The organism is Paenibacillus sp. NPDC101420, assembly GCF_050277435.1.
In the GTDB taxonomy this organism is placed as follows: domain Bacteria; phylum Bacillota; class Bacilli; order Paenibacillales; family Paenibacillaceae; genus Paenibacillus_AQ.
Genome location: NZ_JBNNSE010000002.1, coordinates 973,111 through 997,901 on the forward strand (window position 1 = coordinate 973,111; position 24,791 = coordinate 997,901).

The 24,791-nt window shown below is 44.0% G+C and carries 23 protein-coding genes; all 23 read left to right on the forward strand.

Translation table 11 applies throughout. The features are described from left to right. Nucleotides 1-32: 32 nt before the first annotated feature. The 23 genes from ACQKMP_RS13265 to nusA all read left to right on the forward strand — a co-directional run bounded on the left by ACQKMP_RS13265 (nt 33) and on the right by nusA (nt 24,769). Nucleotides 33-1,364, forward strand: coding sequence for a protein-glutamate methylesterase/protein-glutamine glutaminase (locus ACQKMP_RS13265; RefSeq protein ID WP_042189435.1), 1,332 nt, complete (start codon nt 33-35; stop codon nt 1,362-1,364). 34 nt (nt 1,365-1,398) lie between these two features. Next, complete coding sequence (locus ACQKMP_RS13270; protein ID WP_042189434.1) at nt 1,399-3,471, forward strand: chemotaxis protein CheA; 2,073 nt, start codon at nt 1,399-1,401, stop codon at nt 3,469-3,471. 27 nt (nt 3,472-3,498) lie between these two features. Continuing rightward, complete coding sequence (locus ACQKMP_RS13275; protein ID WP_042189433.1) at nt 3,499-3,960, forward strand: chemotaxis protein CheW; 462 nt, start codon at nt 3,499-3,501, stop codon at nt 3,958-3,960. A 36-nt stretch (nt 3,961-3,996) separates the two neighbouring features. After that, nucleotides 3,997-4,590, forward strand: coding sequence for a chemotaxis protein CheC (locus ACQKMP_RS13280; RefSeq protein WP_371915738.1), 594 nt, complete (start codon nt 3,997-3,999; stop codon nt 4,588-4,590). Then, nucleotides 4,583-5,080 carry a chemotaxis protein CheD gene (locus ACQKMP_RS13285; RefSeq protein WP_042189431.1) on the forward strand — a complete coding sequence of 166 codons (498 nt, stop codon included), beginning with the start codon at nt 4,583-4,585 and terminating at the stop codon, nt 5,078-5,080. The genes ACQKMP_RS13280 and ACQKMP_RS13285 overlap by 8 nt, the downstream gene beginning before the upstream one ends. 2 nt (nt 5,081-5,082) lie before the next feature. Then, nucleotides 5,083-5,493, forward strand: a complete 411-nt coding sequence (locus tag ACQKMP_RS13290) for a hypothetical protein (RefSeq protein ID WP_052404338.1) — start codon at nt 5,083-5,085, stop codon at nt 5,491-5,493. A 188-nt stretch (nt 5,494-5,681) separates the two neighbouring features. Beyond that, on the forward strand, nt 5,682-6,470 hold the full coding sequence (locus ACQKMP_RS13295; protein WP_042189430.1) for a FliA/WhiG family RNA polymerase sigma factor: 789 nt from the start codon (nt 5,682-5,684) through the stop codon (nt 6,468-6,470). Nucleotides 6,471-6,498: 28 nt separating this feature from the next. Further along, on the forward strand, nt 6,499-7,902 hold the full coding sequence (locus ACQKMP_RS13300) for a DUF342 domain-containing protein (RefSeq protein WP_427469537.1): 1,404 nt from the start codon (nt 6,499-6,501) through the stop codon (nt 7,900-7,902). A 148-nt stretch (nt 7,903-8,050) separates the two neighbouring features. After that, nucleotides 8,051-8,362 carry a hypothetical protein gene (locus tag ACQKMP_RS13305; RefSeq protein WP_042189428.1) on the forward strand — a complete coding sequence of 104 codons (312 nt, stop codon included), beginning with the start codon at nt 8,051-8,053 and terminating at the stop codon, nt 8,360-8,362. A gap of 39 nt (nt 8,363-8,401) precedes the next feature. Further along, on the forward strand, nt 8,402-8,980 hold the full coding sequence (locus ACQKMP_RS13310) for a hypothetical protein (RefSeq protein ID WP_042189427.1): 579 nt from the start codon (nt 8,402-8,404) through the stop codon (nt 8,978-8,980). Then, nucleotides 8,977-9,621, forward strand: a complete 645-nt coding sequence (locus tag ACQKMP_RS13315; RefSeq protein WP_042189426.1) for an endolytic transglycosylase MltG — start codon at nt 8,977-8,979, stop codon at nt 9,619-9,621. The genes ACQKMP_RS13310 and ACQKMP_RS13315 overlap by 4 nt, the downstream gene beginning before the upstream one ends. 161 nt (nt 9,622-9,782) lie before the next feature. Then, entirely contained in the window at nt 9,783-10,484 is a 702-nt protein-coding gene (gene rpsB / locus ACQKMP_RS13320; RefSeq protein WP_036688493.1) for a 30S ribosomal protein S2, read from the forward strand. A 132-nt stretch (nt 10,485-10,616) separates the two neighbouring features. Beyond that, complete coding sequence (gene tsf / locus ACQKMP_RS13325) at nt 10,617-11,267, forward strand: translation elongation factor Ts (RefSeq protein WP_042189425.1); 651 nt, start codon at nt 10,617-10,619, stop codon at nt 11,265-11,267. Nucleotides 11,268-11,372: 105 nt separating this feature from the next. Further along, nucleotides 11,373-12,101, forward strand: a complete 729-nt coding sequence (pyrH, locus tag ACQKMP_RS13330) for a UMP kinase (protein WP_036688491.1) — start codon at nt 11,373-11,375, stop codon at nt 12,099-12,101. Next, nucleotides 12,101-12,655 carry a ribosome recycling factor gene (frr, locus tag ACQKMP_RS13335; RefSeq protein ID WP_042189424.1) on the forward strand — a complete coding sequence of 185 codons (555 nt, stop codon included), beginning with the start codon at nt 12,101-12,103 and terminating at the stop codon, nt 12,653-12,655. The genes pyrH and frr overlap by 1 nt, the downstream gene beginning before the upstream one ends. A 78-nt stretch (nt 12,656-12,733) precedes the next feature. After that, nucleotides 12,734-13,501 (forward strand): isoprenyl transferase, encoded by a 768-nt coding sequence (locus tag ACQKMP_RS13340; protein ID WP_042189423.1) that lies wholly within the window; start codon nt 12,734-12,736, stop codon nt 13,499-13,501. Nucleotides 13,502-13,522: 21 nt separating this feature from the next. Then, nucleotides 13,523-14,326 (forward strand): phosphatidate cytidylyltransferase, encoded by an 804-nt coding sequence (locus ACQKMP_RS13345; protein ID WP_042189422.1) that lies wholly within the window; start codon nt 13,523-13,525, stop codon nt 14,324-14,326. A gap of 20 nt (nt 14,327-14,346) precedes the next feature. Then, entirely contained in the window at nt 14,347-15,486 is a 1,140-nt protein-coding gene (locus ACQKMP_RS13350) for a 1-deoxy-D-xylulose-5-phosphate reductoisomerase (protein WP_042189421.1), read from the forward strand. A 147-nt stretch (nt 15,487-15,633) separates the two neighbouring features. Then, a complete protein-coding gene (gene rseP, locus ACQKMP_RS13355; protein ID WP_042189420.1) occupies nt 15,634-16,908 on the forward strand; it encodes an RIP metalloprotease RseP in 1,275 nt (424 codons plus the stop codon). Nucleotides 16,909-16,933: 25 nt separating this feature from the next. After that, nucleotides 16,934-18,382: a proline--tRNA ligase gene (proS, locus tag ACQKMP_RS13360; RefSeq protein WP_042189419.1), complete on the forward strand. Its 1,449-nt coding sequence runs from the start codon at nt 16,934-16,936 to the stop codon at nt 18,380-18,382. Between the two features lie 267 nt (nt 18,383-18,649). Then, nucleotides 18,650-22,978, forward strand: a complete 4,329-nt coding sequence (locus ACQKMP_RS13365) for a PolC-type DNA polymerase III (RefSeq protein ID WP_042189418.1) — start codon at nt 18,650-18,652, stop codon at nt 22,976-22,978. A gap of 199 nt (nt 22,979-23,177) precedes the next feature. Then, complete coding sequence (rimP, locus tag ACQKMP_RS13370; RefSeq protein ID WP_042128863.1) at nt 23,178-23,645, forward strand: ribosome maturation factor RimP; 468 nt, start codon at nt 23,178-23,180, stop codon at nt 23,643-23,645. Nucleotides 23,646-23,671: 26 nt separating this feature from the next. Then, nucleotides 23,672-24,769 (forward strand): transcription termination factor NusA, encoded by a 1,098-nt coding sequence (nusA, locus tag ACQKMP_RS13375; RefSeq protein WP_042189417.1) that lies wholly within the window; start codon nt 23,672-23,674, stop codon nt 24,767-24,769. Nucleotides 24,770-24,791: the final 22 nt, after the last annotated feature.

Consider the following 24,791-nt stretch of genomic DNA (forward strand, 5'->3'; position numbering starts at 1 on the left):
TGTTCTGAATCTGGAACAGAGGTGGAAATGATATGAAGCCATATAAAGTTTTGGTTGTTGATGATTCTGCATTTATGCGCAAGATCATTTCCGATTTAATTGAAAATGACGCTGACTTTCAGGTGACGGCAACAGCCACAAATGGTCGCGAGGCTATCGAGAAAATAAATAAACTTCGGCCGGATCTAGTTACTATGGATGTGGAAATGCCGGAGATGAACGGCCTGGAAGCGCTGAAAATAATAATGGCGTCAGATCCGCTGCCAGTGATTATGCTGTCAGGCATCAATGAAGAGGGTATGAAGGAAACCATTCTTGCACTGGAATGGGGCGCTTTTGATTTCATTCGTAAACCTTCAATATCAAATTCCCAGGATATAACGGGCGTAGGGGAATCCCTAAGAGAGCAAATGAAAGAAGCTATGTTGGCTCGAGAGCAACGTGAAGCACGAGCATCTGCTTTTAGGATGCCTGAAATCACGCCTTTAGAGCCATTACTGCCGACTGCACCGAGATTGTTACCGGACAAATCCAAGGCAGCACTTAAATCTTCTCTCAAAGATGAAGAAATGAGAAAACCTCGGGGGAAACAGCCAGTAGATAGTACTATCCCTAAAAAAGCAACCAAACCAATCATCTCTGCTAAAACACCGTTAATCGAAAAGTCTAAACCAAAGACTAAAGTAGAGAATAAACCATTTCCGCCCAAACCGGTGATAGAGTCTTTAGTGGAGGTATCTACTGAGTCTCCGGGACTTACTCCGGATCGAATGGTTGGTAGCGAGAATTTGCACAAATTAGTTGCTGTCGGTTGTTCTACAGGCGGACCTCGTGCACTGAAGGTACTCCTGGAGAAAATTCCAGCGGATTTTCCAGCTCCTATTGTCATTGTGCAGCATATGCCGCCTAACTTTACGAAATCACTAGCCCAGCGTCTGAATACATTCAGTCCGCTAGAAGTGTTAGAAGCAGAGCAGGGGATGATATTACGAAAAGGAGCAGCCTACATTGCGCCTGGAGGCTATCATTTACAGGTTACCCCAACATCTAAAGGGCAATATGCAGTTGTACTCACGAAGGAGGAGGCGCGAAATGGCCACCGACCTTCAGTGGATGTTTTATTCGAATCATTGCTTCCACTCACATCTCTAGATCGGCACGTGTTGCTGATGACAGGGATGGGTAGTGATGGTGCTAGGATGATGAAATCTCTCTATGACTCAGGGGTTACCTCAACATTTGCTGAAAGTGAAGAGACCTGTGTCGTTTACGGGATGCCGCGATCTGCGGTGGAATTGCAGTGCGTCAAATATGTACTGCCTTTGCAAGAAATTGCTCCAAGGCTAGTGCAAGCCGTTAAATAACGGAAAAGCGAACTCGAAGGGGAGGTGCTCTACTATGGACATGAACCAATATTTATCCATGTTTATTGATGAGTCGAATGATCATCTGCAGTCATTGAACGAGAGCATGATGGGGCTGGAAGCGAATCCTGAGGATCTTAGTATCGTACAGGTCATATTCCGCTCTGCGCACACTTTAAAAGGTATGGCAGCGACAATGGGCTTTGAAGATTTGGCTTCACTTACACACCAAATGGAGAATGTGTTAGATCTTGTACGTAATAACAAGCTGCGCATGCAGGATTTCATTTTTGATACGTTATTCAAAAGTTTGGATGCCTTAGAGTCTATGGTTGAGGATATTACTAGAGGTGGCGAAGGTAAAGCAGATGTATCAGCCATTGTCTCATCCCTGCAGGCTATCGTCCGGGGTGAGATTCCAGTTGAAGGCGGAGCAGCCTCTGCTGCTAATACGTCTGATGCACAAGCAGCTGAAACTCCGATACATTTAGATGAGTTCCAATTTTCTGTTCTAGAACAATCGATTCAGGAAGGGCATCATGCATTGTATGTAGATGTAACGATCCGCAAGGATTGCCAACTTAAGGCTGTACGTGCATACATGGTGTTTGATCTGCTCGAACGTTCGGGTGAAGTAGTTAAATCCTTCCCATCTGTTCAAGATATAGAACAAGAGAAATTTGACCAAAGCTTCTCACTCTATTACATAACCCAAAAAAACGCTGATCAGATTCAGGCAATGATTATGAATTTGTCTGAAATTGATAAAGTAACAGCAGTAGCACTAGATCAAGAATCCTTGAAAATGCTTGGTCAAGAATCGGCAGCTGCCGTGTCAGAGGTTGCCGCAACAGCCACTATAGAGGAAACAGCTCCTGCTGCTCCAGTAGCATCTAAACCGTTGCCTACCAAAGATGAAGGTAATAAGCCGGGAGCAACCAAAACTGGAGGAGCGCCTTCACGTACGATCCGCGTAGATATCGAACGCTTAGACGTGCTCATGAATCTATTTAGTGAACTTCTGATCGACAGAGTTCGTTTAGAGCAGCTGGCTTCAGAGGTTCAGAATGGTGATCTTACGGAAACCGTCGAGCATATGGGCAGAGTAAGCGGAGATCTCCAGAATATTGTGATGAAGCTTCGGATGGTTCCAGTAGATACCGTATTTAACCGTTTCCCGCGTATGGTTCGTGATCTAGCTAAGTCGCTGGATAAGAAAGTAGATCTAATTGTAACGGGTGCCGAAACCGAGCTTGACCGGACGGTAATTGATGAAATTGGTGATCCACTTGTGCATTTATTGCGTAATGCGGTTGATCACGGTATTGAATCTATTGCTGATCGTATTGCTGCTGGTAAACCAGAGACTGGGACAGTTCATCTACGTGCTTTCCACAGCGGAAATCATGTCTTCATTGAAATTGAGGAAGATGGAACAGGTATTTACCCAGAGAAGGTTTTGAAGTCTGCTGTGAAAAAAGGCGTGATCACGCAAGAGCAGGCGGCAAATATGACGGATGATGAAGCTTATCAACTACTATTTGCACCAGGGTTCAGCACGGCAGAAGTTATTTCTGATGTCTCAGGTCGTGGCGTAGGACTGGATGTTGTTAAAGCTAAGATTTCTTCACTGGGTGGTAATGTAACAATCTATTCTTCACCAGGTAAAGGAACGAATTTCTCAGTACAGCTGCCACTTACGCTATCCATTATTGCGGCCATGCTTATTCGATTGGGCTCTGAGAAGTACGCCATTCCATTATCCTCTATTGTGGAAACTGGAATCGTGAAGAACACTCAAATCCGTACGATTCATGGCAACAAAATGTTAGAGTTCCGGAATTCTCATATTCCACTAGTCTCTCTTAGTCGTCTATTTTCGGTGCCTGATTATGATGAGAGTACTGAAGAAGAGACAGAGATCGTAGTTGTACGTAAGGGAGAACGTCTTGTGGCCTTGGCTGTACAGGATTTTATTGGTCAGAACGAGATTGTTATCAAGAATCTGGGTAAATATTTACCTGAAATTCAAGGGATATCTGGCGCAACGATACTTGGAGATGGCCAAGTCGCACTTATTATTGATCCGAACGCTTTTATTAAATAACTAGGATAGAACAGGGAGGTTCGTTCCATGGCTGAAGATATTAAAGTGATAGTGTTCAAATTAGGCTCAGAGGAATACGGTATCGAAGTTGAGAAGGTACAAACCATTGAGCGCATGATGCCAATAACTCGTGTACCTAAAACGTATTCTTTTATCAAGGGTGTAATTAATTTACGTGGTGTTGTTATCCCTGTGATTGACCTTCGAGGTCGCTTTGGGATCGAAGAGGCGGAGCAAACAGATCAGTCTCGTGTAATTATCGTATCTGTTAATGAAATGGAAGTAGGTTTCATTGTAGATTCAGCAAATGATGTAATAGATTTGAACAGGGATTCTATCGATACACCTCCAGATGTTGTTGGCGGCATCAAAGCGAAGTATTTAGATGGGGTGGCCAAGATAGGTGAAGAGCGCTTGCTGATCATGCTTAATCTGTCAGAAGTGCTTAACAAAAACGAAATCGTTCAATTAGAAAGCCTAGAGGGCTAACCTGTGGAATTATTTAAGCACTATAAGGATTTTAAAATGGATGTGCTTAAGGAAGTCGGGAATATTGGAGCTGGGAATGCAGCCACCGCATTATCACAGCTCTTGAATAAGCCGATTGATATGGCTGTTCCCAAGGTACAGCTTCTCAACTTTGAAGAGATAACGGACAAAGTTGGTGGAGCTGAAGAACTAGTATATGCAGTTTTCTTACGTGTGGAGGGAGAAGCTCCGGGCAACCTATTTTTCATTCTTTCCCCGGAAGCCGCTTTGAACTTACTCAGTCGCATTGCAGGCATCGAGATTTTGAGTGACCAAGAACTTGGAGAAATGGAACTTTCCGCGCTGAGTGAAATTGGAAATATATTAGCAGGATCGTACTTATCTTCTCTTGCAGACTTTACCTCACTTTCTATGTATCCAACAGTTCCTGCACTTGCTATGGATATGGCTGGAGCCATCCTAAGCTACGGTTTGCTGCAATTTGGGCAAATGGGTGACGATGCATTGTTGATCGATACTACCTTTTTTGAGGGGAAAAACGAAATTGAAGGGCAATTTTTCCTTATTCCCGATCCGGAATCATTCCCGAAAATCTTCAAATCGCTAGGAGTTCCGTTTGAAAATGATTGAAGAACAAAGCATCATTAAAGTAGGGATGGCAGATCTTAACATTGGAAGCCAGGATAGTTTGATTCGTACAACGGGTCTTGGCTCCTGCGTGGGATTGACATTGTTTGACCCTGGAAAAAAACTCGCGGGAATGGCGCATGTGATGCTCCCTACTTCTGAGATTGCTAGGGAAGGGCAATTAAACATCGCTAAGTTTGCAGATACTGCAGTGCCGGAGCTCTTATCCCGTTTGCTGGAGCTTGGTGCGGTTCGGAGTCGGATCGTAGCCAAGATGGCAGGAGGATCACAAATGTTTGCCTTTGCCGGGGGGAGCGACACCATGAGGATCGGGCCTCGTAATGTTGAATCTTGTAAACTTGCTCTTGAGAATTTGAAAATTCCGTTAATTGCGGAAGACACGGGCGGTAATTATGGCCGTACGATAGAAATTGCCTGCAACACTGGTGTATTGTTCATCCGCAGTGTGCAAAAAGGCGCTAAGGAAATATAAATATGAAAATGATAGGAAACATTTTTATAAACTTGCTGTTTGGTTTGATAGGTTTTGTATTCACATTTTTTGTAACCTACAGTAATAATGTTCTCGGTACTAGTTTATTACGAAGCCTATTAGGATTTATCATCTGGTTTCTGCTTGCTTTCCTCCTAAGATGGGTATTGGGTTTTATCGTGTATCAATCATCGCCTCCGGATGAACAGGATGTTGAGGGAGAAGAACTTGGTGCAAAGCTAGACATCAGTACCCCTAATGAGGATGAAGAGTTAATTAATCTACTCAAACCGAAGCCAGGACAAGGGAGTGGGAACAGTGAGGGGTTCAAGCCTCTTACACCCCCAAAACTAGTCTCTATGAAAGATCCTGAAGAATTGGCCAAGGCCGTTCGTCACCTGAAAGAAGAATAAGCGAGCGCTGTGGCGGAATCGGTTATCTTAAATATAAGAAAGTATAAGTTTCACTTTATACATTATCCTTATATTTCTCGCATAAACGCTACCGTCCTCATAAGGATGCCGAAGGCGTTTATGCTTGTGACTAGGCAGGTTTCGCCGCGACAAGCTCTCTGACTAAACTTTGGGAAGGGTGAAAGCTATTGAACGAGCGTAAAGCTTCTCAATTGGAAACTGACGAGCTATGGGAACAGTGGAAAGAACACAGTGACCCTGAAGCCAAAAAGAAGCTGATAGAGAGTTATCTCCATATTGTTGATTATGTATCCAGCCGTTTGGCTGTGGGATTGCCCAAAAATGTATCTAAAGATGATCTAGCCAGCAATGGAGTAATGGGATTAATTGATGCGATTGAAAAATTCGACTACAAACGGGGATTGCAGTTTCAGACCTATGCTTCCTGGCGCGTACGTGGTGCGATTTTAGATTCCTTACGTCAAAGTGATTGGGTCCCTAGATCTGTGCGAGAAAAAGCTAAAAAAATCGAGGACGCTTATCAGCAGTTGGAACAGAAGTATTTGAGATCCGTTAGTGATGAGGAAATGAGTCTATACCTGAATATTAGTGTAACTGAATTTCAAAATATGTTGCAGGATGTGGCTGTAATGTCACTATGTTCACTGGAAGACCCGATTCGTGAAGAGGAATCAGAGACCCGAATGTCCATACTGGTGGACGATAAAGCTAAGAATCCGGATAGCAAGGTAAATGAGTTCTACTTACGCGAAGCCCTCACCAAAGGTATTGAGAAATTAACGGTGAAAGAACGGACCGTTGTGTCCCTTTTATATTATGAAGATTTATCATTGAGCGAAATCGCAGAGGTCATGTCACTATCTCCTTCACGGATTTCGCAGCTTCATTCCAAGGCTATTTTGCGGCTGAGGGGAACGCTTGAGAAGAATCGCGATCTACTTATGCAGAACGATTAACCGTTAGTGGTGACAAGGGGGAGCAAAATTGATCGGTCAAAATGCTTTGGATCAGTACTTAAGTATTACTTTTTCGGATGACAAAGGGATCGCGTATTTGCAGTTCTCCAAAAAGGATGAGAATTTTTCCTGCACTCCTACAGAATTGGAAAGCTTCCTGCACAGTCACAATATTCGCTACGGGGTCCAGCGTGATATTGTTGGACGTATTTGTAGTCATCCGGAGGAGTTTTTTTGGAGTAAAGTCGCTATTGCTACAGGTGAACCTGCAGTAAATGGAGTCGACGGAAGTATTATGCTTACTGTTGATCTGGAAGAGGATCGCAAGCCGCTTGAAAAAGCGGATGGTAAGGTGGATTATAAGGATTTAGTTCGGCTTCGTAACGTCCTCAAAGGAAAGCTGATAGCTAGAATTATCCCTGCTCAGCCTGGTAAGCATGGTAAGACTGTAACTGGTGATGAGCTTGCTTTCAGAGCTGGAAGGGAAGCTCATTTTAAAGTGGGTAAGAACGTACTCGTTGATAACAATGGAACCTCGATGTATGCCGCAATTGACGGTCTTGTTACTTTAACTGATAGCGGTAAAATCAATGTATTTCCTGTGTATGAAGTGAATGGTGATGTGGACTACAGTACTGGGAACATTGATTTTGTAGGTACCGTTGTTATTCGAGGAAACGTACTTTCAGGATTTGCTGTAAAATCCGCCGGTGATATTCGTGTGGTTGGTGGAGTTGAAGGAGCGGAATTAATCTCTGGAGGATCGATCGAAATTACGGGTGGAATTATCGGCTATAACAAAGGACATGTAACTGCTGGGAAAAATGTTAAGGTCTCTTTCATTCAAGATGGTAATGTAACAGCTGGTGAAGATGTCATTGTATCCCAGAGCATTATGCATTCCAATATACGCGCGGGCAGAGACGTTCTTTGTAATGGGGCTAAGGGATTGATAGTTGGCGGAACTGTACAGTCTGGGGAAAGAGTCGTAGCACGTACCATAGGCAATACCATGTCCACAGCGACTTCTATTGAGGTAGGAGTAGTACCTGAGCTCAGAAATGAGATTAACGAGCTGCGTCAATCACTGCGTCAATTACTTGAAAATGAGGACAAAACGTCTAAAGCGTTGTATCTATTAAATCAATTGGCAACTAATGGTCAACTCCCTGCAGATAAAGTGGCACTTCGCGTTAAATTGAATGCTACCAAACAGTCTCATCAACGTGAGGAAAAAAGAATTAAAGAACGTGTACTAGAGATTGAAAGAATGCTAGAAGATACAGGCAGAGCTAGAGTTGAAGTGATCAAAACGATCTATGGCGGATCCAAAATTATGATCGGTAGATATACACGATTTGTAAAGGACCCCACAGAACGAGTTGTGTTTGTTTATAGTGAAGGTGATATATCCTTAACGCCATACAATTAATCGGGCGGGCAGCAATAGCGGCCGGCCATTCTTGAAATATAAGAAAGTATAAGTTTCATGTTATACATTATCCTTATATTTTTACGAGAAACAGTTATCGTCTTCAAAAGACGACAACATCGTTTCTTCTTATGAGAAGAGGGTTATGATGAGCCTAAAACCAGTGGAACTGCAAATTGCACTACCTCGGACTACGGAAGCGGGTAAGGTTCAGAATGAATCTCAGCAGCGCCCCGCTATTGATCAGCATCAACTTGCCGGACAAAATGTGAAACAAAGTCAGGAAATGACCATGCGAAGCGCTGAAGTGGATGAATCTTCTGAATCTGCTTTACGCGATGGCGGAGATAAAGGCAATCATCATTCCGGAGGGAATCCTTCCTCGGAGAAACGTTCGAAGTCAGGCACTCGTGATGCGGAACATCCTTACAAAGGACAGCGCATTGATCTGAGTCTTTAATAAGTAATTATATTTGATATGTAAAAGGAGATAAGGCACTTGCAACCATGGGTGTATATTGTGCTAGTAGGTGTCGCCGCTATTCTTTATGCCCTTTTACTTCCAGCACGTATGAAGGAAGGAAAAGCAGAGCAGCAAAGCCTCAAAGAAACGGAGGCTGCGCTTGAGCTATATATGGCTGACATAGAGCGCGAGAATGAAGAGCTAGCACAGTTGGTCAGCAGTATTAAACAGCAATCACAAACTAATCATGTAGCAATGCAAGGGCAGATTAGTGATTTACAGCATCAATTGACAGAATTACAGCAAAGCTCTTTATTATTAGAGGGCCGAGTAACTAACGAAGAAAAGCGGTTAAGAGAGTTGGAAGTTTTGGTTGAGAAGGGTTCGTATGCTAAGGTTGCGTTGATCGGAGACCCGTCTGCCGGAGCTGAACTGAGTTCAATAAAATCAGAAGTGAAAGCGAAACCTATTAGTTCTATTAAATTGCGATATCCACGATTATTTGAACTACATGAGCAGGGGAAATCGATAGACTCCATTGCCAAGACGGCTGGACTTCAGCGGGGAGAAGTGCAACTGATTCTGCAACTCGCCAAACAGGAGGAATCGGTATGATGAAGAACCGTTCTTTTTTGTTCGGTCTTGGCACAGGGCTAATTGCAGGCGCACTATTACTTCAGTTAATGATATCCGGTGGAGCGGCTCCACTCACCAAGGAACAGGTAATACAAGGTGCTGAGAAATTGAACTTGAAGGTTATCGACGAATCTACTGAACCTCCTTCTGATGAGTCTGCTTTGGAGGACGCTGTTCAAGGTGGGAAGACAGACGGCGTTAATGAGGGAAGTACGGAGAACGTGGAACCTTCTAAGCCTACAGTAGCGGCTTCTCCCGCTCCTGTAGTATCTCCTACAGTATCTGATAACCCTAATAAGGTTGTCCCTCCTAAAGAGCCCTCAACGCCTAAAGAAGGCACAATTGAGAAGCCAGAGGTCACTACTGCACCATCTGCTGTTGCACCTGATAAGCCTAAAGCCACTGCGAATGCAGGGGTTGTTGTTCGTATACCTTCAGGTAGCACACTGACAAAAACAGCAGATATTTTGGAGAAGGCTGAAGTCATTAAGGACAAGGCTAGTTTTCTTAAAGCGGCCAATCAACGCCAGATCAATACGAAGATTCAATCGGGTTCTTATACCTTTAATAAAGACGAGAGTCTAGATTCTATACTAGAAAAATTAATAAGTTTTCAATGATCGTTGCATACACTAATAAAATATGGTATAGTAATTGACGGTGTTAAAACACACGCCGGTTGATTTCGACAAGGGGTGCTTTCTTCTGAAGAAAGTCTTGCTGAAAGATGACGCACGGCGGAGGAGACACACAATAAACCAAACTTAGGAGGTGTGTGAAGATGGCAGTAATCTCCATGAAACAGCTTCTAGAAGCTGGGGTACACTTCGGTCACCAGACTCGTCGTTGGAACCCAAAGATGGATCGTTATATCTTCACTGAAAGAAACGGAATTTACATTATTGACTTGCAAAAAACAGTCAAGAAGGTAGAAGAAGCTTACAACTTTGTAAAAAGCGTCGCTGGTGACAACGGCACAATCCTGTTCGTAGGAACAAAGAAACAAGCACAAGATTCCGTAAAAGAAGAAGCAGAACGTTCCGGTATGTTCTTCATTAACCAACGTTGGTTGGGCGGAACTCTTACTAACTTCCAAACTATCCAAAAACGTATTGATCGTTTGAAGAAATTGGAATCTTGGGAAGAGGACGGCACTTTCGAAGTTCTACCTAAGAAAGAAGTTATCCTTCTTCGCAAAGAGAAAGATCGTCTTGAGAAATTCTTGGGCGGTATCAAGAACATGAAAGGTCTACCAAGCGCGTTGTTCATCATTGACCCGCGTAAAGAGCGTATTGCAGTTGCAGAAGCTCGCAAATTGGGTATTCCAATCGTAGCTATTGTTGATACTAACTGTGATCCAGACGAAATCGACTACGTAATTCCAGGTAACGACGACGCTATCCGCGCCGTGAAATTGTTGACTGGTAAAATGGCAGACGCTGTTGTTGAAGCTCACCAAGGCGAAGACACAACTACTGCTTAAGTAGCGACTAACACATACAAGAACTTAAATGAAAAGGGTGGTTGGCAGGTGGATAACCTCTCACTGCCCTTTTTTTAGGATAAAAGCCTTGAATAATGTAAGAAAACGACAATTACCTGGAGGGAATAAACAATGGCAGTTGATGCAAAAGCAGTAAAAGAACTTCGTGAAAGAACAGGCGCTGGTATGCTTGATTGTAAAAAAGCGCTTGAAGAAGCTAATAACGATATCACTAAAGCGGCTGAATTGCTTCGTGAAAAAGGTTTGTCCGCAGCAGCAAACAAAGCAGGACGTATTGCTACTGAAGGCGTTGTAGAATCTTACATCCACGCTGGCGGCCGTATTGGTGTACTTGTAGAAATCAACTGCGAAACTGACTTTGTAGGTAAAACAGATTCCTTCAAGGATTTTGCTCGCGATATCGCTATGCAAATCGCTGCAGCAAACCCACGTTATGTTCGTCGTGAAGAAGTTCCGCAAGAAGATGTAGAAAAAGAAAAAGAAATCCTGAAAGCTCAAGCTTTGAATGAAGGTAAGCCTGAGAAAATCATTGAAAAAATGGTTGAAGGACGTATTGGTAAATATTACGAAGAATATTGCTTGCTTGAGCAAACCTTCGTTAAAGACCCAGACAAAACGATCTCCCAATTGCTGAACGAAAAAATCAGCACAATCGGAGAAAACATCTCGATCCGTCGTTTTGCTCGTTTTGAACTAGGCGAAGGTTTGGAAAAGAAAGTCGATAACTTTGTTGAAGAAGTTATGGCACAAGTAAATAATTAATATCAGCTTCATCATAAATGTGAAGAATTGAATAAAGGCAAGCATCAGAAGAGCGGAACACGTACACGTAGTGTTCCGTCTTTTGCAGAAAGTGAGGGTATACATTTGGAACAGCCGGTATTTAAGAGAGTAGTCCTTAAGGTAAGTGGAGAGTCTTTGGCAGGACAAAACGGATATGGTATTGATGCCGACATGATTATTTCCATCGCTGAACAGATCAAGGAAGTTGTAGAGCTTGGCGTTCAGGTTGCGATTGTTTGTGGTGGAGGTAACATTTGGCGCGGGATCGCTGGTAGTGCAAGTGGCATAGATCGCGCTACTGCAGATTATATGGGCATGCTGGCAACAGTAATGAATTCACTTGCTCTGCAGGATGCATTAGAACAAATCGATGTGCCAACAAGAGTGCAGACTTCGATCTCGATGCAGCAAATTGCTGAACCGTACATTCGTCGTCGTGCGATTCGCCACTTGGAGAAGGGCCGTGTTGTTATTTTTGCAGCAGGCACAGGAAACCCTTTCTTCTCTACAGATACTACTGCAGCACTTAGAGCAGCAGAAATCGAAGCAGAAGTTATTCTGATGGCGAAGAACAAAGTTGATGGTGTATATTCAGCAGATCCGTTTAAAGACAGCACAGCCGAGAAATTTGAACAGCTCACTTACATGGATGTTCTAAACAAAAACCTTGGTGTTATGGATTCCACAGCTTCATCTCTATGCATGGATAATAATATACCGCTCATTGTATTTGCCATTACTGAACAAGGCAATATCAAACGTGTCGTTCTCGGTGAGAAGATCGGGACGATTGTTAAAGGGAGTGTAGATTAATGCCACAATCGGTCAAAAAAAATGCCGAAGAGCGTATGGAAAAAGCGATTTCATCGCTGAAACGTGACTTGGCAACATTGCGTGCAGGACGTGCAACAACATCACTGCTAGATCGCATTCAAGTTGAATATTATGGTTCCCCAACTCCAATCAATCAGCTGGCGAACATCAGTACTCCGGATTCCCGGACACTGTTAATCCAGCCGTGGGACAAAACATCGATGTCTGACATTGAACGGGCGATTATGAAATCGGATATCGGTTTGACGCCTGCTAATGACGGCACAATCATTCGTCTTTCTATCCCTCCGCTGACTGAAGAACGTCGGACGGATTTGGTGAAATTGACGAAGAAATTTGGTGAAGAAGCGAAAGTAGCGATCCGCAACATTCGCCGTGATGCTAACGATGATATTAAGAAGATGGAGAAAAACGGTATCTCGGAAGATGAGTCCCGTGGCCATCAGGAAGACATTCAAAAGACAACGGATAAGTTCATAGCCGAGGTCGACAAAGTGCTTGTATCCAAAGAAAAAGAGATTATGGAAGTATAAAGATATTCTAGAGACTTAAGGCCCCTCCGTTAATGGTGGGGTTTGTCTCTTTCTGATAAGAGCTTGGAGGAAACGGAAATGATCAAACGGGTTCAAGCGTGGCTGAGCCGTAAAGACAGGCAACAGCCAGTCGAGATTTCACCGGATAACATTCCCCGGCACGTGGCTGTTATTATGGACGGCAATGGGCGTTGGGCTAAGCGTCGCGGGTTGCCGCGCGTTGTGGGTCATCAGAATGGCATGAAGGCTGTTAAACGTGCTACAATCGCTGCAGACGAACTGGGTGTTGAGTTTTTGACGATGTATGCGTTCTCGACAGAAAATTGGAAACGACCAAAGGAAGAAGTCGATTATCTGATGCGCTTGCCAGTGGAGTTTCTAGCCATTGAGCTTGATGAACTGATTGAGAAGAATGTCCAAGTACGTATGATGGGGGATACTGATGCATTACCTTCATATACACGTAAGGCTATGGAAGAAGCGGTTTCCCGAACACAGGGCAATACTGGACTTATATTGAATTTTGCTCTTAATTATGGGGGACGTAAAGAAATTGAGGACTGCATGCGCAGCATTGGTAAGGACATCCAATCAGGGGCTTTGTCACCGGAAGATATTACGACTGATCTAATCGATAGCCGAATGTTATCTGGTGGGTTACCAGATCCGGATTTGCTTATACGTACAAGCGGAGAAATGCGACTTAGCAATTTCATGCTATGGCAGCTTGCTTATAGTGAGCTGTGGTTTACTGATGTGTATTGGCCTGAATTTGATAAGGAGCATTTGCATCAGGCAGTTGCTGAATATCAACGCCGTACACGCCGTTATGGTGGACTGAAGTAGCTTGATAGGAGATGGAAACCTTTGAAGCAGCGATTGATTACCGGAATTGTTGCCGGAGCACTATTTTTAGGCTTATGCGTGTTGGGAAACTGGCCATACCAGTTGTTACTTACTGCCATGGCTTTTATCGGGTTTTATGAATTTGTGAAAATGATAGGGATACCTGCGCTTTCCGGTTCTACCGTTCTTGGTTATGCAGCCATTCTAAGTTTTATGATCCCTTGGAATTTGCTTGGGATCTCTGCACCCTTATCGTGGGAACAAGGAATTTGGATTCTGCTGCTGTTGTTCCTTTTAGTTACAGTTTTTACTAAAAATAAATTAGATATTCGAGTAACAGCCTTGCTGTTTACTGGTATAGTATACATTGGAATGGGTTTTTCTTATATGGCCATGGCTCGTGCATCGGATGACGGACATGGTTTGTTCTGGACTTTTTTACTCCTTTTCTGCATTTGGGGTAGTGATGCCGGGGCTTACTTTGTTGGAAGAAGCATGGGTAAGAACAAACTTTGGCCTGCCATCAGTCCCAACAAAACGGTGGAAGGTGCAGTAGGTGGGGTACTGATCTCGATGCTAATCGCGATCGTGTTTGCAATATTTGCTCCTGAACATCTAGCGATAGGACGAGCGCTACTTATAGGGCTTTCTTGTGCGGTCTTGGGTCAGCTTGGTGATCTTGTGCAATCTGCCTATAAACGTGCGTATGGTATCAAAGATTCAGGCACACTTCTGCCAGGTCACGGTGGTATTCTTGATCGATGTGACAGCTGGATTATCGTATTTCCATTCGTACATATCCTAACGCTCATGCCTTACTATTAACGGAAGGAGAGGGTATAACTATGAAAAAAATAAGTGTTCTTGGTTCCACAGGTTCGATCGGCACTCAGACTCTAGATGTCATCGCTATGCACCCAGACTCTTTTCAAGTAGATGGCTTGGCAGCTGGAACGAATACAGCGTTATTGCTGGAACAAGTCCGTCGGTTTAATCCTCGTCGTGTTTCTGTTGCAACAAAGGAGTTGGCAGATGAGATTAGATCCAGTCTGCCTTCTGGCATACAGCTATACAGCGGGAATGAAGGTCTTGTTGAGGTGGCAGCTGGTGGAGATGCCGAAATGGTCGTAACGGCTGTTATGGGTAGTGTAGGCCTCCAATCCACGTTAGCTGCGATCGAAGCAGGCAAACATATTGGACTAGCTAATAAAGAGACTTTGGTAACGGCAGGACACCTCGTCACTGATCTAGCTAATCGTAAGGGTGTTAAGTTGTTACCTATTGATAGCGAGCATTCTGCTATTTTTCAGTGCTTAAATGGTGAGAATCTCGCGGATATTGCTTGCATCACTTTAACGGCTTCTGGTGGATCCTTCCGGGATTTCACTCGTGATCAACTCAAGAATGTAACAGTAGAAGATGCACTTCGTCATCCGAATTGGAGCATGGGCGCGAAAATCACGATTGATTCTGCTACAATGGTGAATAAAGGGCTTGAGGTGATTGAAGCGCATTGGTTATTTGGTCTACCTTATGAACAAGTAAATGTACTTTTGCATCCAGAGAGTATCATTCACTCATATGTGGAGTTCCGCGATAGCAGTATTATTGCTCAGCTTGGTAATCCCGATATGCGTGTCCCGATTCAATATGCGCTCACGTATCCCGAACGCTGGGAATCGCCGGCACAGCGTTTGTCGTTAGCTGAAGTTGGACGTTTGACTTTCCGAGAAATGGACTATGAACGATTCCCTGCGCTTAAGCTAGCCATGGATTGTGGAAAAGCTGGAGGGACAGCTACTACTGCTTTTAATGCTGCGAATGAAATTGCTGTTGCTCGTTTCTTGAGTCATGAGATCCCATTCCTGCGCATTGAGGAGATCATCGGGGAAGTGCTGCATCGTCATATTAACGAGGACAATCCGAATTTGGAACAAATTGAATCCTGTGATAAGCGTGTTCGTGAGCTGGCAGCAACGCTGTAGAACGTAGTGAAATCTCTAGATAAGCTGGAAATACTTACTTTGCCCTAAAAATAGGTTGGGACAGTTGATTCTCTTGTGCCTGATCGGAGAATAATGATAAATTAAGAGGACATACTTCGGTCTTACACCTAAAGGGGGATGATACGTTTGGAAATGGTTCAAGTCGTTTTATTAACGGTGCTCATGTTTTTTGTCCTGGTGACTGTACATGAATGGGGTCACTATTATTTTGCCAAACGCGCCGGTATTCTCGTGAGGGAATTTGCTATCGGTTTCGGTCCGAAACTGTTTTCTTATAAACGGAATGAGACACAGTTCACTTTGCGTTTACTGCCTTTTGGCGGTTATGCTCGGATGGCTGGTGAAGATCCGGAAATTATTGAAATTGGCTCAGGACAGACCATTGCAGTAAGACTCGGTCAGGATAACAAAGTGAAAAATATTTATCTGGACGCACTGGATACACGTAAAAATGTAATCCGTGGTGAGGCTTTGCATACTGATCTTGAAAATGATCTGCAAATCCGCTTGGATGTGGATGGCGAAGTTACTACTTATGACGTTCATCCTCAAGCGATGATGATTAAAGGAACGCAACAGACTCAAATTGCGCCTAAAGATCGCCAATTCGGTAGTAAAACAGTGGGTCAGCGTGCATTGGCTATTGTTGCGGGTCCTGTGATGAACTTCCTGTTAGCCTTTGTTCTGTTTGCCATCCATTTGCAAATGGTTGGAATTCCGGTGGAGAATCCTACTTATGTTAAGATCGGTGATGTCTCTGAAGGAATGCCTGCACAAGAGGCGGGATTGCAGAAGGGTGACATTATTGTCTCCATCAACGGTGAGAAGATTGGTGCCGATTACCAAAAAATGATTGACTTAACCTCGGAGTCCAAAGGGAAAGAAATGAAATGGATGCTGCAACGTGGTGATGAGACCCTTAATGTGACTCTCGTTCCTCGTAGCATGGAGGGACAAGAAGGCGGTAAAATCGGGATTACACCTGAGCTTCCTACCCGCAAAGCAGGGGTTGGAGAGACGTTGACAGGTTCAGGTAAAGCTATGGTCGATACGACGGAAGCTATCTTTCTGGGCTTTAAGCAATTGATCAATAAATTCAATATGGATGATATTGGAGGTCCGGTTCGTACCTTTGAAGTAACCGGTCAAATTGCCCAACAAGGCATTCAGTATCTTACCTATTGGGCTGCTATCCTAAGCTTGTATCTGGGGATTTTCAACCTATTACCGATTCCGGCACTCGATGGAAGCCGTCTGGCGTTCCTAGGTGTGGAGGCATTACGCGGTAAACCTGTAGATCCGAGTCGTGAAGGTATGGTTCACTTTGTCGGATTTGCACTGTTATTTTTATTAATGATTGCTGTTACGTATAATGATATTTTACGTTTGATCAGCGGCTAATTTTCTTCGGGAGGCATTCCATTACATGGCAAAAGATAAGCAATTCGTTACGGAAATCACGCCGCAAAGCGAGGATTTCTCACGCTGGTATATTGATGTTATAAAAAAAGGAGACTTGATGGACTACTCTCCTGTTCGTGGCTGTATCGTATTTAAGCCAGAGGGCTATGAAATATGGGAGCATATTCAGGAGGAAATGAACCGTCGCCTCAAGGAAACTGGGCATCGTAATGCTTATTTTCCAGTGTTCATTCCAGAGAGTTTCTTTCAAAAGGAAAAGGATCATATTGAAGGCTTTAATCCCGAACTGCCATGGGTAACTGAGGCTGGTGGAGACGTGCTTGAAGAACGTCTGGCTGTCCGTCCTACTTCTGAGACCATGTTCGGGCACATGTATTCCAAATGGATTCAGTCCTATCGTGACCTTCCTGTACTTATCAATCAATGGGCGAACGTGGTTCGTTGGGAGAAGCGTACTTTACCATTTATCCGCACTACTGAGTTTCTTTGGCAAGAAGGGCATACTGCGCATGAGAATGAAGCCGAAGCTCGTGAAGAAACCATGAAGATGCTGGATAACTACCGTGATTTTGCCGAGACATTCCTTGCCATTCCGGTGATCACTGGACAAAAGACACCTTCCGAGCGTTTTGCTGGTGCAGTAGATACGTATTCTATTGAAGCGATGATGAAAGATGGACGTGCTGTTCAGGCTGCTACCTCACATTACTTGGGTACCAAGTTTGCAACAGCATTTGAGATCCAGTATTTGAGCCGCGACAATAATTTAGAATATGTGCATACGACCTCATGGGGATCCACTACACGCTTGATTGGTTCGCTGATTATGGTACATGGCGATGACCGTGGTCTTGTTCTGCCACCTAAGGTAGCGCCAACTCAAGTGATTATGATTCCGATCGGACCTCCTAAAACTCGTGAAGCCGTGATTGGACGGACAGACGAGCTGTTCAAGGAGCTGAAGAACGCAGGTGTTCGTGTACGTGTGGATGATCGTTCGGATGTAACGCCAGGTTGGAAGTTCAATGAATATGAAATGCGCGGTATACCTGTGCGCTTGGAGCTTGGACCACGCGATATGGAGAATGGCGTTTGCGTTATCGTATCCCGTGTCACAGGTGAGAAGAAGGTAATTCAGCAGGAGAACCTTGTTGAAGAGGTACAAGCAATGCTCGAGCAGGTTCATAATGAAATGTTCGAACGTGCCCTGAAATTCCGTGAGGACCATTTCTATTCTGTAGATTCCTTGGAAGAAATGAAAGCTTCAATGGAAGAAAAACGCGGCTTTGCACTAGCTGGCTGGTGTGGTTCCGAAGAATGCGAGTCCAAAGTTAAGGAAGAGACAGGTGCGGGTAGCCGTAACATTCCTTTCGATCCGGCGGAGAAGAAACAAGTCTGCATTTGCTGTGGTAAACCAGCTGAGCATACTGTGGTTTTTGCAAAGGCATATTAATCTTTTGGTACCGATCAACAGTCTTGTAGTATTTTAATCTAGCTTCTGGAGAGAGGAGTCAGCGGGCCGAAAAAACCCAATGCTTTTTGAATCCAGAAGCTTTTTAAAATATAAGAATTTATAGGCTTACGTAATAAATTATCCTTTTATTTCTCGCATAAACACTTACCGTCCTCATAAGGACGCCGAAGGCGTTTATGCTTGTCATAACTTTCACTGAATATCATTGATTGTGTTTTACGGAGTTATCAAAGGTGGGAGGAAAGCATGGAACAAAACCAGGAGAGAAGAAAAAGATTCGAGCTCTTGATGAAGCAAGGTGAAATTCCACCTGCAATTATGGATCCCTACTTTTTAGATGGATATATAGAACGAGTAGAGATCAGCCGTGGTAACCGAGACTGGCAAATTGTGATTGCGAAAGAAAGTCTGGTTCCAGCGCAGGTATACCGGACATTTTGCCTCAGAATGCGCGAGAAGCTACAGCATATAGCCAAAGTAAGCTTTTTATTCGTATATGATCAAAAAGTTAGTAGAGCAGAGCTAGTCCAAGAATATTGGGGATTGTTTCTGGAGTGGGTGACTCGCGAGATCCCTTCGGTTAATGGCTGGCTGACACGTTCTACCCAAGAGCTTAAAGATGACACTTTAATGCTGACGATGAGTGACTCCACTTCTATGGAGCTGGCTCGTAAAAAAGGCATCGATGGGGCAATTATTAAATTTTATGATAAGTATTTCGGTCTCTCCTTAAAAGTTAAAGTGCTAATGGCAGAGAACGAAAATAATAATGTTGAAGCATACGAAGAATTTCAACAAAAGCTTCAGCAAGAACAACGCGAGATCGTTGAGCAGATGATGACTGCTGTAGAATCAGAAGCTCCTGCTGATGATAGCGATCCTAATGAAGTAATTAAGCTTCAAGTGGGGTATGAAATTAAGGAACAGGCTGTGCCGATTCTTGAAATTCAAGATGAAGAGAAGAAAATTACAATTCAGGGTACCATTTTTGGTCTGGATCGTAAGGAACTTCGCAATGGTAGTACCTTGTTCACCTTCAGTTTGACCGATTTTACGGATTCTCTACAAATGAAGATGTTCGCGAAGACTAAAGATGATCTGAAGGTTATGAGTCAGCTAGCAAACGGTAAATGGGTAAGAGCACGCGGAAAAGTTGAATATGACCGTTTTATGCAGATTCCTGAGCTAGTGATGATCCCTTCGGATTTAACGGAAGTTAAGGCACCGCCTGCGCGTAAAGATACGGCTCCTAAGAAACGGGTGGAATTCCACCTTCACACTACGATGAGTACGATGGATGCGGTCACTCCGATCACTACCTATGTCAAAACAGCTGCCCAGTGGGGGCATCCTGCGATTGCTATTTCTGATCATGGCGGAGTTCAGGCTTTTCCTGATGCGAACCATGCAGCTCATAAGCATAAGATAAAAATGATTTATGGCGTGGAAGCCAATGTTGTGAATGACTCTGTGAATATTGTCGAGAATGCTCAGCCTTTGGACTTGAAGACAGCTACCTATGTAGTGTTTGATATAGAGACCACTGGATTATCGATTACCCGCAATAATATTACGGAGCTGGCGGCCATTAAAATGTGCGAAGGCAAAGAAGTAGACCGTTATTCTACTTTTGTTAATCCGCATGAGAAGATCCCTTATCATATTCAGCAATTGACCAATATTACGGATGAAATGGTTAAGGATGCTCCTGATCTTGAGCCAGTGCTGCGTAAGTTTGTTGAATTTGTGGGTGACAGTATCCTTGTTGCTCATAACGCCAGATTTGATATGGGTTTTATTCAGGCCTCGTTACGTAAAATAGGTGAACCTGTGCTTCCGAATCCATCTCTTGATACGCTTGAGCTCGCTCGGTTACTATATCCAAGCATGAAGAATCACAGGCTGAACACATTAGCCGATAAATATAAAGTTCTTCTGGAAAGCCATCACCGTGCGATTGATGATACCATAGCGCTCGGCGGTATATTAACGGGATTGCTCGCAGATGCTGAAAAGATGAAGGGCATGACCCGCCTTGATCGACTAAACGATTATGTGGGTAATGATCTTTCGAACACAAGACCGTTCCACTGTAATATTTATGCACTTAATCAAGTAGGCAAAAAAAATCTCTATAAGCTCATTTCCATGTCACATACGGAATATTTCAAACGTGTACCTTGTATTCCGAAATCCAAGCTGGAAGAGCATAGAGATGGACTGCTCGTGATTTCCGGTTGTGAACGTGGAGAGTTTTTTGAAGCAGTACTCAACAAAACGACTGAGGAAGCCATGGAGGTTGCTCATTTTTATGATGTGCTGGAGATTCAGCCATTGACCATGTACATGCACTTGGTGGACAAGGGCTTTGTAGCAGGCCCTGATGAGCTTCGCGATGTAGTCCGCAAGGTTTGCGAAATAGGGGAACAGTTGAATAAACCTGTTATCGCAACGGGGAATGTGCATTATCTTGAACCCCGGGACAAGCTGTATCGTGATATTACGATTAATGGGATCACAGGCTTTAGTCCGCTTAAAGACCAACGCAAACCGGATGCACACTTCCGCACAACGGATGAAATGCTGTCTGAATTCGAATTTCTCGGTGCTGAAAAAGCGATGGAAGTCGTGGTTACGAATACAGTTGAGCTGGCAGAACGTTTTGAAGAGCTGGAGCTATTTCCAGATAAGCTATTTACACCAATTCTTGAAGGGGCGGACGAAGAAATTCGCGAGACCTGTTATAACACTGCCAAATCCATTTATGGCGAAGAACTACCTGAAGTAGTTATTGCCCGTTTGGAGAAAGAGCTTGCACCGATTATTAAATTCGGGTTCTCTGCCAACTATTTGATTTCTGAACGTCTCGTTAAAAAATCAAATCGAGATGGATATCTCGTAGGTTCGCGGGGTTCTGTAGGCTCTTCTGTAGTAGCTACATTTCTTGGAATTTCAGAAGTTAATCCTTTGCCTGCGCATTATATTTGCCTAAACCCTGAGTGTCGCCATAGTGAATGGTTCCTGGACGGTAGTGTGCGGAGCGGATTCGATTTACCAGATAAAGTTTGCCCGGATTGCGGTCAGAAGCTCAAAGGTGAAGGCCAGGATATTCCGTTCGAGACCTTCCTTGGATTTAAAGGGGATAAAGTTCCCGATATCGACTTGAACTTCTCAGGGGAATATCAGCCGAATGCACATAACTTTACCAAAGAAATGTTTGGTGAGAAAAATGTATTCCGTGCCGGAACGATTGGTACCGTGGCTGAGAAGACAGCTTTCGGATTTGCAAAAAAATACGAAGAACTTCACCAGAAACGTTGGCGTGGAGCTGAAGTTGGCCGTCTGGCGGCCGGTTGTACAGGTGTTAAACGTAGTACGGGACAGCATCCTGGTGGTATAGTCGTTGTTCCAGACTATATGGAGGTAGAAGATATTACGCCAGTGCAATTCCCGGCGGATGATGTCAATGCCGAATGGAAGACCACACACTTTGATTATCACGCTTTTGACGCGAATTTGCTGAAGCTTGATATTCTGGGTCATGATGATCCGACGATGATGCGGATGCTGCAGGATTTGACAGGTGTTGATCCAACTTCTATCCCGATGAATGATCCGAAAGTAATGAGCATGTTTAACTCTACAGATGCACTTGGAGTAAGACCTGACGAAATCAGATCACCGGTTGCGACCTATGGTGTGCCCGAAATGGGTACTAAGTTCGTACGTCAAATGCTTATTGAGTCGAAACCATCCAGCTTTGCTGACTTACTGCAAATATCAGGTTTGTCTCATGGTACTGGAGTTTGGCTTGGTAACGCGCAAGAGCTTATAAAGAATAACACTTGTAACATTAAGACCGTTATCGGTTGTCGGGATGACATCATGCTCTTCTTAATTTATAAAGCGGGAATGGATGCGAGCTTGGCCTTTAAAATTACCGAGAGTGTTCGTAAAGGTAAAGGTTTATCTGACGAATGGATCGAGGAAATGAAAAAGTGCAAGGTTCCACAATGGTATATTGATTCTTGTCTGAAGATTCAATACATGTTCCCGAAGGCGCATGCTGCTGCATACGTAATTTCTGCAGTACGTACCGCCTACTTCAAGCTGTATCATCCTATTGAATATTATGCGACTTATTTCTCTGTACGTGCAGCAGATTTTGATATTGAATTGTGCTGTAAGGGATATGAAGCGATCAACCGTCAGATCGTAGAAATTGAGCAAAAAGGATTTCAAGCTTTGCCAAAGGAAAAGGCTATGTTGCCTGTCCTTGAGATGGCTTTGGAGATGACGGCACGTGGGTTTACATTCAAAAACATTGATCTTTACCGTTCGGAAGCGAATAAGTTTATTGTTGATGACAAGAGTTTGATTCCTCCGTTTTCCGCATTAGCGGGAATTGGTGAGAATGCTGCTATCAACATTGCCGCTGCGAAAGATGCCGGGGAGTTCCTTTCTATTGAGGATTTCCAGCAAAAATCCAAGGCGAGTAAGACAGTTATTGAGCTGCTAACCAATATGGGCTGCTTCCGCGGCCTACCGGAGAGCAATCAACTTTCCCTATTTTAAAGGCTTTAACAACACTTATTTCATGGCTAGAAAAGAGAGCTCCAAAGGGGGAGTCAAGGGCTAGCACTTGTCAGTCCAGACTCACTATGGTATAATTTCTTTGGTAATAATGAGATAAGTCCGTTGTGTAAAGAGTGGGGAAACCCACTCTTTATCTTTGGTATATAGCAAAAGACAAGTTCGTGGAGGTAATTTTCTTTTGAGCACACCCAAATCTAAAATTAAACAAACGGTAGAGCAGATGCTCGGGCCCTATCTCGACGACAATGGTTTCGAACTGGTGGACGTTGAATACGTGAAGGAAGGCTCCAATTGGTTTCTGCGTATATTCGTAGATAAAGAAGGCGGCATTGATATTGATGACTGCGGAAGCATTAGCGAATATTTCAGTCAGCAGTTGGATGAGAATGATCCTATCCCTGAGGCATATTTCCTTGAGGTTTCCTCACCGGGAGCAGAGCGTCCTCTCAAAAAAGCTGCGGATGTAGCTAAAGCGGTAGGTAAGGACGTGTATGTGACTGTTTATGAGCCGATTCAAGGACTCAAAGAATTTGAAGGTCGTTTGCTCTCGTTCGAGAACGAGGAACTGCTCATCTCCGCGGGCAAAAAAGAACATGTAGTACCGTATGCCAAAGTCGCAAGCGCGAGATTGGCCATTATTTTTTAACGTCTTGAAAGGGGGGCCGGAAATTCATGAGTATGGAGTTTATTGAAGCAATGAATGAGCTGGAAAGGGAGAGAGGCATCAGTAAAGATGTGCTGTTCGAAGCGATCGAAGCGGCGCTGATCTCTAGTTATAAACGTAATTTCAATGCAGCACAGAACGTGCGTGTTGACATGAACCGCAACACAGGTGTCATTAAAGTGTTTGCCCGCAAGCTAATTGTTGAAGAGGTCCTGGATACAAGGACTGAAATCTCATTGCCGGCAGCCAGAGAAATTAACCCGCATTTCCAGCTTGAAGACATTGCTGAGCTTGAAGTAACACCACGTGATTTCGGGCGTATTGCTGCACAGACTGCAAAGCAGGTTGTAACACAACGGATTCGCGAAGCAGAGCGTGGACTCATCTATAATGCCTTTATTGACAAAGAAGATGATATTGTAACAGGACTTGTACAACGTCAAGATATGCGGAACATTTACATTGATCTTGGTAAAATTGAAGCGGTCTTGCCGCTTAGCGAATTGATGCCAGGTGAGAAGTTTAAACAAAGCGAGCGTATCAAGGCTTATATCACTAAAGTTGAGAACACCACCAAAGGACCGCAAATTATGCTGTCCCGCAGTCATCCCGGATTGCTGAAGCGTCTGTTCGAACTAGAAGTTCCGGAAATCTTTGATGGTGTAGTTGAAATTCGTTCCGTAGCTCGCGAAGCTGGCTTCCGTTCGAAGATTGCTGTGTATTCCCGCAATCCGGAAGTGGATCCAGTTGGTTCTTGCGTAGGCCCAAGAGGAACACGCGTTCAAACCATCGTTACTGAGCTTCGTGGCGAGAAGATCGATATCGTCCGTTACTCTGATCTGGTGCAGGAGTATGTCGCTAATGCACTCAGCCCTTCTAAGGTGCTTGAAGTTCAAGTCTTTGAAGCAGAGAAAATGGCACGGGTGATCGTTCCTGATTATCAATTATCACTGGCTATCGGTATTAAAGGGCAAAATGCACGTCTTGCCGCTAAGCTTACCGGCTGGAAAATTGATATCAAGAGTGAAAGTCAAGCGGAGCAGGAATACGGTAGACCGAGAACTTCTATTGATGAAATGCATCAGGATTCCGTCTCCATTGATTAATTAACCTGCTTGACGGGAGGCG

Bases quoted from the DNA above. Each gene is read 5' to 3' on its own strand.
- ACQKMP_RS13265 (WP_042189435.1), top strand. From the start codon at position 33: ATGAAGCCATATAAAGTTTTGGTTGTTGATGATTCTGCATTTATGCGC.
- ACQKMP_RS13270 (WP_042189434.1), top strand. From the start codon at position 1,399: ATGGACATGAACCAATATTTATCCATGTTTATTGATGAGTCGAATGAT.
- ACQKMP_RS13275 (WP_042189433.1), top strand. From the start codon at position 3,499: ATGGCTGAAGATATTAAAGTGATAGTGTTCAAATTAGGCTCAGAGGAA.
- ACQKMP_RS13280 (WP_371915738.1), top strand. From the start codon at position 3,997: ATGGATGTGCTTAAGGAAGTCGGGAATATTGGAGCTGGGAATGCAGCC.
- ACQKMP_RS13285 (WP_042189431.1), top strand. From the start codon at position 4,583: ATGATTGAAGAACAAAGCATCATTAAAGTAGGGATGGCAGATCTTAAC.
- ACQKMP_RS13290 (WP_052404338.1), top strand. From the start codon at position 5,083: ATGAAAATGATAGGAAACATTTTTATAAACTTGCTGTTTGGTTTGATA.
- ACQKMP_RS13305 (WP_042189428.1), top strand. From the start codon at position 8,051: ATGAGCCTAAAACCAGTGGAACTGCAAATTGCACTACCTCGGACTACG.
- ACQKMP_RS13315 (WP_042189426.1), top strand. From the start codon at position 8,977: ATGATGAAGAACCGTTCTTTTTTGTTCGGTCTTGGCACAGGGCTAATT.
- rpsB (WP_036688493.1), top strand. From the start codon at position 9,783: ATGGCAGTAATCTCCATGAAACAGCTTCTAGAAGCTGGGGTACACTTC.
- tsf (WP_042189425.1), top strand. From the start codon at position 10,617: ATGGCAGTTGATGCAAAAGCAGTAAAAGAACTTCGTGAAAGAACAGGC.
- frr (WP_042189424.1), top strand. From the start codon at position 12,101: ATGCCACAATCGGTCAAAAAAAATGCCGAAGAGCGTATGGAAAAAGCG.
- ACQKMP_RS13340 (WP_042189423.1), top strand. From the start codon at position 12,734: ATGATCAAACGGGTTCAAGCGTGGCTGAGCCGTAAAGACAGGCAACAG.
- ACQKMP_RS13350 (WP_042189421.1), top strand. From the start codon at position 14,347: ATGAAAAAAATAAGTGTTCTTGGTTCCACAGGTTCGATCGGCACTCAG.
- proS (WP_042189419.1), top strand. From the start codon at position 16,934: ATGGCAAAAGATAAGCAATTCGTTACGGAAATCACGCCGCAAAGCGAG.
- ACQKMP_RS13365 (WP_042189418.1), top strand. From the start codon at position 18,650: ATGGAACAAAACCAGGAGAGAAGAAAAAGATTCGAGCTCTTGATGAAG.
- nusA (WP_042189417.1), top strand. From the start codon at position 23,672: ATGAGTATGGAGTTTATTGAAGCAATGAATGAGCTGGAAAGGGAGAGA.